Here is a 13,118-nt window from a genome sequence, read left to right on the forward strand (position 1 = left end):
CGAAGTTTCTTCCTGCTGTGGCCGTTCCGGGTATTATCCCCGGTGGACTCCCCGTGTTTTTCATAGCCCAGGTGATTATCCATCTCTCCTTCGAGGATGGCTTCTACGCCCCGTTTTTGAAGTTGGCCGAGAAAAGCATAGAGCTCTTCTCCGTTTTTGAACTGCTTGAGGAATTCCTCGCTGAATGCATCTTCTTTTTTCATAGCTTTAAGTGTGTGAAGGTACCCCGAAAAAGTTATTTCCGTAATTTTTCCTGGCCTTTCAAAGGGCCCAAAAATTCCAGAATAACTTTTCCTACCATTTACACACTTATCGGGACACTACCCCTTCTTCTTCATATTCAGCTATTTCTTCTTTTAGTTTTTCAATGTCTTTTTCGAGCTTTTCGATTGATTTTTCCTCTTTTTGAATTTTCTTAGTCAATTTTGCAACATCATTTGGAGAAAGTTTACCCCCCGTATTACTCTTATCAAATTTTGCTCTGCTCTTCTCAAGCTTTTCCTTCATTTTGGCGAGTTTCTCCTCGTTTTTAGCAAGTGATTCTTTAGCCTTTTCATAATTGGCCTTCGCTTTCATTGCTTTTTGCTCTTCTTTGGCAGCAACTTTTTCTTCCTTAGTCATTTCTGATTTCTGAGCATGTACCAATTGGGGCACTGCAAATAATGTCAAAAGAAAAAGGGGCAGTATGAGTTGGATAAATCGTTTCATAATTTCCATTGGTTAGTTTATGATAAATTACAAAATTCATCAATCAAATAAAAAAGCAGGTAAAATTCATTCCTCGGGTGACTTATGGTTTTTGGGTAATCTCCCGGCTTTTTTGAGTGCCCCACGAATAATCCATTCCAGCTGACCGTTGGTGCTGCGGAATTCATCCGCAGCCCATTTCTCAATCGCTTGCATGGTATCCTCATTAATTCGTAGTGCAAAAGCCTTTTTCTTACTCATTATTTTCCTCCTGCCAGTATCTTAGAAAAGCCTTTAGTTCGGATTCTTTTCGAGTACCAATCATTATTTTCTTTTTCTCACCTGTGTCTATTAGAAGCCCCATATCACCAATGATGCTAAAGGCTTTTGTTGTTTTATTTCCTTTGATTCCCCAACCTCCATAATCCGTCAAAGGCGAGTAATTGATTACTTTCAGGCTCCTGATTTGAGATTTTGGAAGCGTTCTCCATTTATTGATAAAAGGAGAAAATCGATAATGGACCCCTTTTTCGTCTATTCTACTTTCTAGGCGAATAGCCATCATCAGAATAAAGACTAAAGCAGACACTCCAACCAATATTGCCATCCCCATAGCTGTTTCATTCGGGTCTGAATCAGTGGTCTGCATGATTACAAGTACCAATACAATGATGGGTAACTCAGTCATGAGCAACAAATACATAATCCAAGTGCCCCGATAACTCTGGCTTTCCTGAAATATTTGATGTGCCATGACTTATTGATTCAGGGTACCAACATTTAATACTGGGCTTGCACTCTTGTCAGAGCAAAGAACTACCATCAGGTTAGACACCATGGTTGCTTTTTTCTCCTCATCAAATTCAATAATGTCTTTGACTTTTAAGTCCTCGAGTGCCATTTCAACCATTCCAACCGCACCCTCTACAATTTTTTGTCTTGCTGCTACAATTGCGGTTGCTTGCTGTCTTTGTAGCATGGCCGATGCGATTTCAGATGCATAGGCAAGGTGGGAAATTCTGGCTTCGATTACTTTAATACCAGCATGGTGTAGTCTTTCAGATATTTCCTCCTCTAGGGACTGATTCACTTCCTCGACCCCAGATCGAAGTGTGATCTCGGCATCTTCATCTTCGAAATTATCATAAGGATAAAGTCCAGCCATTTTCCGAACTGCTGCATCGGATTGGAGATGGACGAAATTTTCATAGTCTTCTACATCAAAAGTGGCTTTGAAAGTATCTTCCACTTGCCACACCACGATAGTTCCGACCATGACGGGATTACCGATTTTGTCATTAACCTTCAAAGGTTTGTTTTCGAAGTTTCTAACTCTCAAAGAGATCTTCTTTTTGGTCATAAAAGGGTTTACCCAGAAAAAGCCATTGGCTTTGACGGTCCCTTTGTATTCACCAAAGAGAAGTAATACCATGGATTTGTTTGGCTCCACGATGAAAAAGCCTGGAATGATCAAAATCAAAAGAAAAATGCAGATTACTCCGAGAATCGGCATTTCATTGAGGAATGAGAAAACTGCAGCCGGGATCATCAAAAGATCAATTAAGATGATCAAATAGCCAGTGATGGGTTTCGTTATTTTTTCCATTTCAGTATGATATTAAATTGATATCACATTGAATTACGCTAAAAAAAATTTAAGGTTCAAATTTTGGCAAAAAAAAATCCCCAAAACGGGGATTTATAGCTTGTCTGAAGGGCAAAATTACTTCTTCGAGAAAAGAGAATCTACAAACTCCTTTCGGTTAAACAGTTGTAAGTCAGTTACTTTTTCTCCTACACCGATATATTTTACTGGGATTTTAAATTGATCAGAAATCCCGATGACTACGCCACCTTTTGCTGTGCCGTCTAGTTTGGTGATGGCAAGAGAAGTGACTTCGGTGGCTTTAGTAAACTCCTTTGCTTGGATAAAAGCATTTTGACCTGTTGATCCATCGAGCACCAATAGTATCTCATGCGGAGCATCAGGGATGAATTTTTGCATCACCCGCTTGATTTTGGTAAGCTCATTCATCAGGTTTACCTTGGTATGTAGTCTTCCTGCGGTGTCAATGATGATTACGTCTGCATTTTCTTCCTTTCCTTTTTTGACCGTATCAAAAGCTACGGAAGCTGGATCCGTATTCATGCCATGAGAAACTACCGGTACACCTACTCTGTTTCCCCATAAAATCAATTGGTCCACTGCCGCAGCACGAAAAGTATCGGCTGCGCCCAATACCACTGATTTTCCGGCATTTTTGAATAGGCTGGCTAATTTTCCTATTGTGGTAGTTTTCCCAACACCATTGACTCCAACCACCATGATGACGTAGGGCTTTTTATCTTGAGGAATGTCAAAATCTAAAAAGTCTTGGGATTGATTTTCTTCCAAAAGCCCAATGATTTCTTCTCGGAGAATGGTGTCAAGTTCCTCCGTATTGACATATTTGTCACGAGCTACCCTTTCTTCGATCCGCTCGATGATTTTGATGGTCGTATCCACTCCTACATCGGAAGTGATCAATACCTCTTCGAGTTCGTCAAGGATCTCCTCGTCCACCTTGGATTTCCCTACGACTGCCTTACTGAGTTTTGAAAAGATGGATTGACTCGACTTTTGAAGTCCTTGATCTAAGCTTTCTTTTTTTTCTTTTGAGAAAAAACCAAAGATTCCCATGTTGATTCGATTGTATGAATTGAAAAATACTAAAAAAGTCCCTACTGACCGAAGTACAGAGGGACTTTGCTATGAAATATGCCTGATGGCAACTTATTTTTTCAACGTATCCTGCACGAGTGTGCTAGGGACCATTTCTTCTTTAAAGGTATAAGCACCGGTTTTGTCAGACTTGACAGCACGGATTACTTTGGCGTAAGTCACACCACCTTCTTTTTTCAGGGTTGCTACTACTTTCTTTGCCATGATGAATATGGGTTAGGGATTGCTCCTTGTGAATTACTTAATTTCTTTGTGTACGGTCACACGCTTAAGAATAGGATTGAATTTTTTCAATTCCAATCGCTCTGTTGTATTCTTTCTGTTCTTGGTCGTGATATACCGAGAAGTACCTGGCATTCCGGATGTCTTGTGCTCTGTGCACTCCAAAATCACCTGAACTCTATTTCCTTTCTTAGCCATCTTTCTAAATGTTTATCGCTGAGATATGATTATTTGATAACGATCATCCCTTTGTTCTGAGCTTCTTTCAATACTGCAGAGATACCTTTTTTGTTGATCGTCTTCAATGCCTTGGAGCTAACTTTCAATGTGATCCAAGCATCTTCTTCTGGTACGTAGAAGGTCTTCTTGTGTAGATTTGGATAAAATCTACGCTTGGTTTTGTTATTAGCATGGGACACATTGTTACCCACTTGAGGTCTTTTTCCGGTAATGTCGCAAACTTTTGCCATGATTCAGTATCGTAATGGATGTGCGTTTCTGTAATTGGTCTGCAAATATCGGAACTTTTTGCGAATAAGCAATAAAGCCCCTGAAAATATTCTGGTTAAATCCTCAGCTTTTTGGAAAAGGACAATGCTTACACCCACTTCCGCAACAATAGCCCCGCTTGAGATGGTATTTCTCTGTAAAAACCATCAAGCCCTGCTCATTGAAATAATAATCTCCGGGCTCTAAAGAAGGAGGATTGCTAGCTTTCTTTTCAGGTTTCATTCCGTGGGCAAAAGGGCATTTTGTATATTTGAACTTTCTAATTCTAATACAATCCCAAAATTACTAAAAGATATGCAGACCATCACTTCCAGTAAGCAGGCAATCCAACTTGAAGACCAATACGGTGCTCATAATTATCATCCACTGCCCGTAGTATTGACAAAGGGGGAAGGTGTTTTTCTTTGGGATGTAGAAGGAAAAAGATATTATGATTTTCTATCGGCTTATTCGGCGGTCAATCAAGGACACTGTCATCCTAGGATCAAGGATGCTCTAATCGAGCAAGCGGGTACTTTGACGCTTACCTCTAGAGCATTTTATAATGATGTATTAGGGCCGTTTGAAAAGTATATCACCGAGTACTTCGGCTTTGAAAAAGTCCTACCGATGAATACGGGGGCTGAAGGAGTGGAGACCGCTATCAAAATTGCTCGAAAGTGGGGCTACGAGCGAAAGGGAGTTGATGAAAACCGAGCCAAAATTATTGTTGCAGAAAACAACTTCCATGGCCGGACGACGACCATCATTTCATTCTCTAATGATGCTAATGCGCGAAAGAACTTTGGTCCCTACACAGCGGGATTTATAAAGATTCCGTATGATGACGTCAATGCTCTAAAAGAGGCACTTCAAGACCCCGAAGTTGTTGCATTTTTGGTCGAGCCAATTCAAGGGGAAGCTGGAGTATATACTCCTTCGGAAGATTTCATCCGAAAGTCCAAAGAGGCTTGTAAGGAGAAAAATGTGCTTTTCATAGCAGACGAAATCCAAACAGGTATTGCCCGCACTGGCTCATTATTGGCAGTCTGTGGGAATTGTAGCTGTGAAGGTCACTGTGAGCGTCAGTCCACGTACACCAAACCAGACATGTTGATTCTAGGGAAAGCTATCTCGGGAGGTTTTTATCCTGTTTCTGCAGTATTGGCAGATCGAGATGTCATGGATGTCATCAAGCCAGGACAGCATGGATCCACTTTTGGTGGTAATCCTCTCGGTACTAAAGTAGCTATGGCAGCCCTTGAAGTGGTGAGGGATGAGAAACTAGCTCAAAATGCTCGAAAACTGGGACAGATTTTCCGAGATCGTATGCAAAAAATGGTGGATAAATTCCCAATCGCCAAGCTAGTGAGGGGCAAAGGGCTACTTAATGCCGTCGTTATCAACGATTCAGAGGATAGTTCTACTGCTTGGGATATTTGTATAAAGCTTGCAGAGAATGGTTTATTGGCTAAGCCAACCCATGGGAATATTATTCGATTTGCTCCGCCGCTTGTGATGACTGAAGAGCAGCTTCATGAATGCTGTGATATTATCGAGCGAGTAATTGCCGAGTTTAATTAATTGAATAAAAGATCAAATGCTAAGGCCGCTTTGTTCGATAAGAATGGCGGCCTTTCTTTTAAAATAGTATGAATCAAGCAGTGATTTTCGACATGGATGGGGTTATATGTCACACCAATCCATACCATTCTAAAGCGTTTAGGATTTTTTTCGAGAAAAGAAATGTATACCCCACCGAGGAGGAATTTGCTCAGCATATGTATGGGAAAAACAACTCCTACATTCTGAGCCATTTTTTGGGTAGGAAAATTGAAGGTCAAGAACTTTTGGAACTGGAAGATGAAAAAGAGGGGCTTTTCAGAGAGATTTATCAGCATCATATTGACCCAATTCCTGGATTTTTGGAATTCTTGACAATGCTGAAATCCAATAATTTTAAGACTGGTGTAGCAACTTCTGCTCCTTTACTCAACTTGGAATTGATTGCAGGGAAATTGAATTTATTCCCTCACTTCGAATCTACTTTTGCCAGCGAGCATGTAAATAAACACAAACCCGACCCCGAAGTATATTTAAAAAGTGCGTCCAAGTTGGAAGTAGCTCCGGATAGGTGCGTGGTGTTTGAGGATTCTTTCTCAGGAGTCATGGCAGCAAAAAATGCAGGAATGAAAGTGGTTGGAGTACTTTCATCGCATGGTAAAGAGGATTTGCCAACCTGTGACTTATATATCGAGGATTATTCTAAACTTTCATTCGAAGCAATTCATTCGCTATAATTATGCAATACCGTAGACCAAGAAGAAACCGAAAATCAGCATCAGTTCGTGAATTGGTGGAAGAAACATCTTTGAGCACTAAAGACTTGATCTTTCCTCTTTTCCTAATTGATGGTCAGAAGAAGAAAATCGAGGTGGATTCCATGCCCGGGATTTATCGATTTTCGATAGATCAAATGCTTTTGGAAATTGAGTCATGTCTAAAGCTGGGGATCCAGGCTTTTGATGTTTTTCCGGCTTATCCGGAGTCATTAAAAGATCCCTTTGCTAAGGAAAGCCACAATCCGGAGACATTTTATCTTCAAGGGCTTCGTGCGATCAAAAAGGAGTTTCCTGAAATCTGCTTGATGTCGGATGTCGCCATGGATCCGTATAGCTCTGACGGTCATGATGGGATCGTGCAGAATGGAAAAATCCTGAATGACGAGACTTTGGAGATTTTAGCCAAAATGTCCTTGGCTCAGGCTGATGCCGGAGTGGATATTTTAGGTCCTTCTGATATGATGGATGGTCGTGTAGGCTATATCCGCGAAGAGTTGGACAGTCATGGATTCACTGATGTTTCGATCATGTCTTACACGGCTAAGTATGCCAGTGCTTTTTACGGACCGTTTCGGGATGCCTTGGATTCCGCTCCGAAGTTTGGAGACAAGAAGACCTATCAAATGAATCCTGCAAATAGTCAAGAAGCCTTAATTGAGGCAGATTTGGATATGGAGGAAGGTGCTGATTTTTTGATGGTGAAGCCTGCCCTGAGTTATTTGGACATTATTAAACTTCTTCAAGACAATTTCCCGCTACCAATAGCTGCCTATAATGTCTCCGGTGAATATAGCATGATCAAGGCCTCAGCAGAAAAAGGCTGGATAGATGGAGAACGAGCTATGCTAGAAGTTCTGACATCTATTAAGCGTGCAGGGGCAAAAATCATATTGACCTACTTTGCCAAAGAGTTTGCTTCTCTTAAATAAAAACAAAAAAGAGGCTCAAAAGCCTCTTTTTTTATAAGTCTTGCTCTCGCTCTAGCATCAAAATAGCTCCTTGCGAAACGATATAGTATTTCTCTCCCTCGTACATCACCTCATGTGCTCCTGAGAGTAGAAAGATGGCTAAATCACCTTCTTTTGCCTGAAGTGGTACGTATTTCACCTTTTCTTCACTGTCCATCCAAGGCTCGTGATCGTCTACAGGCATCGGAATCGGATATCCGGGACCAGCTTTGATGATATAGCCTTGCTGAACCTTTTCTTTCTCATGCACTCCTGGAGGAAGGTAGAGTCCGGAGGAGGTTTTTTCATTGGGCTTTTTGAGGCGGATCAGAACCCGGTCTCCAACCACTATTATTTTTTTCAATTTATTGTCGGCTGTCAGTTGCATAGAAGATCGGTATTTGAATCAAAAAAAGAGGCACCTGTACTGTATACAGATGCCATCTTTTATTGGTTTAGCTTTGATTATTTTTTGTCTTCGCTTACCTCTTCGTAATCTACGTCAGAAACTCCATCTCCGCTTTCGGCAGAGGCTCCGGCACCTGCATCAGCTCCTGGCTGTGCACCTGCACCTTGAGTTGCGTTATAGATTTCCTGAGAAGCTGCTTCCCAAGCTTTGTTTAGAGCTTCCATCCCAGAGTCGATTGCTCCCAAATCCTGAGCTTGATGTGCTGCTTTCAACTGATCCAAAGCTCCGGAGATAGCTGTTTTGTTACCTTCGGAAAGCTTGTCTCCGTATTCCTTCAACTGCTTTTCTGTCTGGAACACCAAGCTGTCAGCTTGATTCAGCTTTTCGATTTTCTCTTTTTCAGCTTTATCTGTTGCAGCATTTGCTTCTGCTTCTTTCTTCATTCGGTCGATATCTTCCTGAGAAAGTCCAGAAGATGCCTCGATCTTGATTTTTTGCTCTTTGCCGGTTCCTTTATCTTTTGCAGATACATTTAGAATACCATTGGCATCGATATCAAAGGTCACTTCGATCTGAGGTACACCACGTGGTGCTGGTGGAATATCTGCTAGTTGGAATCTACCGATTGTACGGTTGTCCTTCGCTAGCGGTCTTTCACCTTGTAGCACATGTATATCTACAGCAGGCTGATTATCAGCAGCTGTCGAGAATACTTCAGATTTTTTGGTAGGGATAGTCGTATTAGCCTCGATAAGTTTGGTCATCACTCCGCCCATGGTTTCAATACCAAGTGATAGAGGAGTGACATCCAATAGAAGCACGTCCTTCACTTCACCTGTCAAGACACCACCTTGGATAGCTGCTCCGATAGCTACTACCTCATCAGGGTTTACACCTTTAGATGGCTTCTTGCCGAAGAATTTTTCTACTTCTTCCTGGATTTTAGGGATTCGCGTAGAACCACCCACTAGGATTACTTCATCGATATCGGAAGCACTCAATCCAGCATCCTGAAGCGCCTTCTTACAAGGTTCCATACTTCTTCTTACCAAATCTTCGGACAGCTGTTCAAACTTTGCTCTAGAAAGATTGCGTACCAAGTGTTTTGGACCAGTCTGAGTTGCAGTGATGTAAGGCAAGTTGATCTCAGTGGAAGAAGAGCTCGAAAGTTCGATTTTAGCTTTCTCTGCAGCCTCTTTAAGTCTTTGAAGAGCCATTGGATCTTGTCTCAAGTCAATTTGTTCCTCTGCTTTGAATTCGTCAGCTAGCCAGTTGATAATCACTTGATCGAAGTCATCACCGCCCAAGTGTACATCACCATTGGTAGACTTCACTTCAAATACTCCATCACCCAGCTCAAGGATAGAAATATCAAATGTACCACCACCAAGGTCATACACAGCGATTTTCATATCCTGATTTTTCTTGTCCATCCCGTATGCCAATGCTGCTGCAGTTGGCTCGTTGATGATACGCTTCACTTCCAATCCGGCAATTTGTCCGGCTTCTTTTGTTGCTTGACGCTCGGAATCGTTAAAGTAAGCCGGTACAGTAATTACCGCCTCAGTCACTTCTTGACCCAAGAAATCTTCCGCAGTGCTCTTCATTTTTTGAAGGATCATCGCAGAAAGTTCCTGTGGAGTATAAGAACGATCACCGATTTTGATGGCTACCGTGTCATTTGAGCCTTGCTCTACTTTATAGGAAGCATGCTTTTTTTCTTCAGAAACTTCAGAAAACTTTTTACCCATGAATCGCTTCACAGATGAAATCGTATTGGCAGGGTTGGTAATAGCCTGACGCTTGGCAGGATCACCTACTTTTCGTTCTCCATTTCCATTGTCAAGAAAAGCCACAATTGATGGTGTGGTTCTTCTTCCTTCACTGTTTTGGATGACTACAGGTTCATTTCCCTCCATCACGGCTACGCAGGAGTTGGTGGTACCCAAGTCAATGCCTATAATTTTTCCCATGATTATAAATTTTATTTAGTTGCTTTTTTGATTTAATTCCATTGAATCAATGCGTATGCCATCCCGGGTTTTTGAGATTTTTGTGTCACAATGTCAGATTTTATGTGGGTGGATTCCTGACTTTTCCTGCATATTGGCACAGTGGCTGATTTTTCCTGACAGATTTTTTCTTCCTTCGATGCAACTTTGATGATCTAGACTGCATCTATTGGTCATGAGAGGTTTTTTTGATAATAAAAATAATCAGGATCGGCTTCGGTGGTTTTTGATTGTCTTTGTACTATTGGGTTTTAGCTTGGTTTACAGGACAGGTCTTGTCTTGTTTCTCTTCCAGTGGTTTTATTGAAGTTTCTCCAAACTTCCCAGTATCTTTCAGGGTAGGAATAAATAGCTAGAATTCTATGGTAGTGCAAGATATTTTCATCTATCCGATCAAGTCCTTGGGTGGTATCCGCTTGGATCAAGCTGAGGTTGAAGAAAAGGGGTTTAAATATGACCGGAGGTGGATGCTGATCGATTCAGAAGGACTTTTTGTATCGCAAAGAACCTATCCTAAGCTTGCTCTACTTGGAGTGGAACTCACCCCTGAGGGACTTTTGGTCTATCAAAAGAAGCGTCAACATGACTCCATTCTTATTCCCTATGCTTTGGCGCCGGGGGAAGAAGTTTCTGTGGTAGTCTGGGATGATACGATGAAAGCTAGGTTACTTGCCGAGCAATATGATCAATGGTTTTCGGAATTTTTAGATAAAGAAGTTAGGCTGGTTATCATGCCTGAATCTACCAGACGAGCAGTGAGCCCCAAATATGCTGTCAATGCAGAAGCGGTCAGTTTTGCGGATGGAATGCCTTATTTATTAATCGGTCAAGAGTCATTGGAAGACTTGAATCGTCGATTGGAGCAACCCGTACCCATGGATAGATTTCGGCCAAATATTGTTTTTTCCGGAGGAGAGGCTTTCCAGGAAGATTCTCTTCAAAAAATCCAAATCGGGGATGTGGCTTTCCAAATAGTCAAGCCTTGCGCGCGCTGTGTGATGACGACCGTGAATCAAAATACAGCTGAAACTAGCAAGGAGCCATTAAAAACTTTGGCAAGCTACCGAACGGTAGGTAATAAGGTGCTTTTTGGACAAAATATGGTGGCGCTAGGCGAGGGAGTAGTCCGTATAGGGGACAAAATCGAAATTTTAAATTAAGAGTCGACCAGAATTGATCGACTCTTTTTTTGGTTTTACTTAATGATTCCTAGAAAGAAAATCCAGTTGTCAACTTAAAGAAGGAGTCATTCCCTTCGACCAGGTCTGTTCCGAATGAAAAGCGCGCAAAGGGACCGCCTTTGGGATCAGCGAATTGCACATATGGACCTAACCATTGATAGACATCCGTGGAGGTAGCGACATTGGATCCGCCCGAATTGATCAAATGCTCATAGTGAGCACCGATGGAGAAGAAGTCACTGGCCTTGAACCCAAAGTTCACCCAATAGTGAATGTAGGCTAGTGTGGTACCATCAGCGAAGGTCTCATCTCGAAGTGGCGCGTAGTAGCCAAAATAAAGTTGTCCTTCAGTTTTTGCTTTGTTGAGATTGACTGTCAAATTAGGGACAATTCCATCACCGAATACTGCCGGGCCAGCTGTTCCTGAACTCAACAAGTTCCCGCCTAAAATACCAATCTGTGGATTGATATCCAGGCCTTCAGTGGCTGTGAAGTTGGCTCCTACACCGAATTCAGTCCAATTGCCCCAGCCCCCGCCGGTACCACCAGACCAAAGAATGCCGTAGAACGTAAAGCTGGCTTTGTCCGAAAAGCCGTAGGATCCCGCAAATGTAGGATAGAACCCGAAGAATTGATCAGAGTTCAAGGTCGCACTAAAGTTGAATTCCTTTTCTTCCTGAGCAGCGGCTTCATTCGAATAGGTCAGCAACGAGTATCCTGCCAGAATAAGGTAGAATACTTTCAGTTTCATTTTAAACTGATTTTTCATGATTTGATAGGTTTAGATAATATAATAGGTTTGAATTTTACCCTCATTTTAATTTTAGATTATCAAAATGAGAAATATTGGTTCAAAAATATACCAAAAAATAAAATATCAATCTTTTTGTTAATATTTTTTCAAATAGACTGAGAGTTTATTGGGGAAAGCGTAATAATTCTACCTTTGAATTGGGAATAAGAGAAAAAGCAAGTAGACAATATCCGAGATGGAAAAAAGCATAGAGGTCCACGCTCTGATTAAAAAATCACAGTTTGATATTAGATATGTGAAAGAAATTTATTGGAAATCCTTGACGCTTTGGATGAAGACCTTGACCATTTCAGGATCTATATCCGGATAGACGCCATGCCCCAAATTGGCGATGTGTCTGCTTCCTTTGAATTGCTCCATCATATTTTGGGTGGCCTTATGTACCTGCTCGGGATTTCCGTAAAGTGCTGCTGGATCAAGATTTCCCTGAAGCGTTTTGTCTGCACCGATCATTTTTCTGGATTCAGCTATGCCCATATTCCAGTCCAAGCCGATTGTGTCACAGTTCAACTTGCCCATGGCTTCCCGAGCGAAAAATGCGCCTTTTGCAAAGACGGTTTTGGGAACTTCTTGTATCGCGTCACAGATTTGGGCGATGTATTGGAGAGAAAATTCGTCGTATTGCTCTGGTCCCAAGATTCCTGCCCAGCTATCAAAAATTTGGACAAGGTCGGCACCCGCTTTGATTTGAGCTTTCAAGTAATTGATGGTGCTGTCCGTGATCATCTGAAGTAGTTGATGGGAAAGCTTCGGCTCTCGGTACAGCATGGCCCGAGCCTTAGAGAAAGTTTTGCTTCCACTGCCTTCCACCATGTAGGCAAAAATGGTCCATGGTGCTCCAGCAAATCCGATGAGTGGAACCCGTCCATTCAATTCTTTTTTGGTGATTTCGATCGCCTTGATCACGTAACTGAGGTCATTGGCACCATCTGCTACCCGAAGATTTTTTAAGTCTGCTGCAGAGCTTACGGTATTTGGGAACCAAGGGCCTCTTTTTTCCACCATCTCGTATGGCAAACCCATGGCCTCGGGAATCACCAAAATGTCTGAAAAAATAATCGCTGCATCCACCCCCAGTAGATCCACTGGCTGAATAGTAACCTCCGCCGCCAACTCAGGTGTCTGAGCCAATTCTATAAAACCCGAAACGGATTCTCGGACTGCTCGATACTCAGGTAGGATTCTTCCTGCCTGTCGCATAAGCCATACGGGTGTTCGTTCTACTTTTTCGCCTTTGGCTGCCCGGAGCAGCAGATCATTTTGAAATTGCATAGGGCAAAGATAGGAAGCAAA

17 protein-coding genes and 1 pseudogene are annotated in these 13,118 nt (G+C 42.0%); 4 read left to right on the forward strand and 14 right to left on the reverse strand.

Going from position 1 to position 13,118, the window contains the following annotated elements; genetic code table 11:
• From G457_RS0112885 to G457_RS22900, 10 genes and pseudogenes are all read right to left on the reverse strand, one after another.
• Positions 1-203 (reverse strand): annotated as a pseudogene (locus tag G457_RS0112885) (IS256 family transposase); the annotation flags it as partial.
• 106 nt (positions 204-309) lie between these two features.
• Positions 310-708 carry a hypothetical protein gene (locus G457_RS0112890; RefSeq protein WP_155847152.1) on the reverse strand — a complete coding sequence of 133 codons (399 nt, stop codon included), beginning with the start codon at positions 706-708 and terminating at the stop codon, positions 310-312.
• A 66-nt stretch (positions 709-774) separates the two neighbouring features.
• Entirely contained in the window at positions 775-948 is a 174-nt protein-coding gene (locus G457_RS22555; RefSeq protein WP_081701439.1) for an Arc family DNA binding domain-containing protein, read from the reverse strand.
• Positions 941-1,441 carry a hypothetical protein gene (locus G457_RS0112900; protein WP_155847153.1) on the reverse strand — a complete coding sequence of 167 codons (501 nt, stop codon included), beginning with the start codon at positions 1,439-1,441 and terminating at the stop codon, positions 941-943. The genes G457_RS22555 and G457_RS0112900 overlap by 8 nt, the downstream gene beginning before the upstream one ends.
• A 3-nt stretch (positions 1,442-1,444) precedes the next feature.
• Positions 1,445-2,293, reverse strand: coding sequence for an SPFH domain-containing protein (locus tag G457_RS0112905; protein WP_026946855.1), 849 nt, complete (start codon positions 2,291-2,293; stop codon positions 1,445-1,447).
• A 117-nt stretch (positions 2,294-2,410) separates the two neighbouring features.
• Positions 2,411-3,367, reverse strand: coding sequence for a signal recognition particle-docking protein FtsY (gene ftsY, locus G457_RS0112910; RefSeq protein WP_026946856.1), 957 nt, complete (start codon positions 3,365-3,367; stop codon positions 2,411-2,413).
• 93 nt (positions 3,368-3,460) lie between these two features.
• Positions 3,461-3,613 (reverse strand): DUF4295 domain-containing protein, encoded by a 153-nt coding sequence (locus tag G457_RS22560; protein ID WP_081701440.1) that lies wholly within the window; start codon positions 3,611-3,613, stop codon positions 3,461-3,463.
• Between the two features lie 33 nt (positions 3,614-3,646).
• A complete protein-coding gene (rpmG, locus tag G457_RS0112920; protein WP_026946857.1) occupies positions 3,647-3,829 on the reverse strand; it encodes a 50S ribosomal protein L33 in 183 nt (60 codons plus the stop codon).
• A gap of 29 nt (positions 3,830-3,858) precedes the next feature.
• Positions 3,859-4,101, reverse strand: coding sequence for a 50S ribosomal protein L28 (gene rpmB / locus G457_RS0112925; RefSeq protein ID WP_026946858.1), 243 nt, complete (start codon positions 4,099-4,101; stop codon positions 3,859-3,861).
• Between the two features lie 103 nt (positions 4,102-4,204).
• The gene (locus tag G457_RS22900; RefSeq protein WP_162142704.1) at positions 4,205-4,363 is read right to left on the reverse strand and encodes a DUF5522 domain-containing protein; all 159 of its coding nucleotides are present in this window, start codon (positions 4,361-4,363) and stop codon (positions 4,205-4,207) included.
• Between the two features lie 72 nt (positions 4,364-4,435).
• On the opposite strand from G457_RS22900, the gene rocD reads away from it, so the two are divergent.
• The 3 genes from rocD (at position 4,436) to hemB (ending at position 7,391) form a co-directional block, all read left to right on the forward strand.
• Entirely contained in the window at positions 4,436-5,704 is a 1,269-nt protein-coding gene (rocD, locus tag G457_RS0112935; RefSeq protein ID WP_026946859.1) for an ornithine--oxo-acid transaminase, read from the forward strand.
• A gap of 68 nt (positions 5,705-5,772) precedes the next feature.
• On the forward strand, positions 5,773-6,420 hold the full coding sequence (locus tag G457_RS0112940; protein WP_026946860.1) for an HAD family hydrolase: 648 nt from the start codon (positions 5,773-5,775) through the stop codon (positions 6,418-6,420).
• Between the two features lie 2 nt (positions 6,421-6,422).
• On the forward strand, positions 6,423-7,391 hold the full coding sequence (hemB, locus tag G457_RS0112945) for a porphobilinogen synthase (RefSeq protein ID WP_035483878.1): 969 nt from the start codon (positions 6,423-6,425) through the stop codon (positions 7,389-7,391).
• Positions 7,392-7,422: 31 nt separating this feature from the next.
• Here the strand turns inward: hemB and G457_RS0112950 are convergent, their stop codons facing one another.
• Together G457_RS0112950 and dnaK are read right to left on the reverse strand one after the other, a co-directional pair.
• Positions 7,423-7,797, reverse strand: coding sequence for a co-chaperone GroES (locus G457_RS0112950; RefSeq protein ID WP_026946862.1), 375 nt, complete (start codon positions 7,795-7,797; stop codon positions 7,423-7,425).
• A gap of 77 nt (positions 7,798-7,874) precedes the next feature.
• Entirely contained in the window at positions 7,875-9,791 is a 1,917-nt protein-coding gene (gene dnaK / locus G457_RS0112955; RefSeq protein ID WP_026946863.1) for a molecular chaperone DnaK, read from the reverse strand.
• A gap of 401 nt (positions 9,792-10,192) precedes the next feature.
• On the opposite strand from dnaK, the gene G457_RS0112970 reads away from it, so the two are divergent.
• Positions 10,193-10,990 carry an MOSC domain-containing protein gene (locus tag G457_RS0112970; RefSeq protein WP_026946864.1) on the forward strand — a complete coding sequence of 266 codons (798 nt, stop codon included), beginning with the start codon at positions 10,193-10,195 and terminating at the stop codon, positions 10,988-10,990.
• Between the two features lie 49 nt (positions 10,991-11,039).
• On the opposite strand, the gene G457_RS0112975 is transcribed toward G457_RS0112970, so the two are convergent.
• Together G457_RS0112975 and hemE are read right to left on the reverse strand one after the other, a co-directional pair.
• Positions 11,040-11,780 (reverse strand): DUF6733 family protein, encoded by a 741-nt coding sequence (locus tag G457_RS0112975; RefSeq protein WP_026946865.1) that lies wholly within the window; start codon positions 11,778-11,780, stop codon positions 11,040-11,042.
• Between the two features lie 291 nt (positions 11,781-12,071).
• Positions 12,072-13,097, reverse strand: a complete 1,026-nt coding sequence (hemE, locus tag G457_RS0112980; RefSeq protein WP_026946866.1) for a uroporphyrinogen decarboxylase — start codon at positions 13,095-13,097, stop codon at positions 12,072-12,074.
• Positions 13,098-13,118: the final 21 nt, after the last annotated feature.

The organism is Algoriphagus marincola DSM 16067 (assembly GCF_000429405.1).
Lineage (GTDB): Bacteria > Bacteroidota > Bacteroidia > Cytophagales > Cyclobacteriaceae > Algoriphagus > Algoriphagus marincola.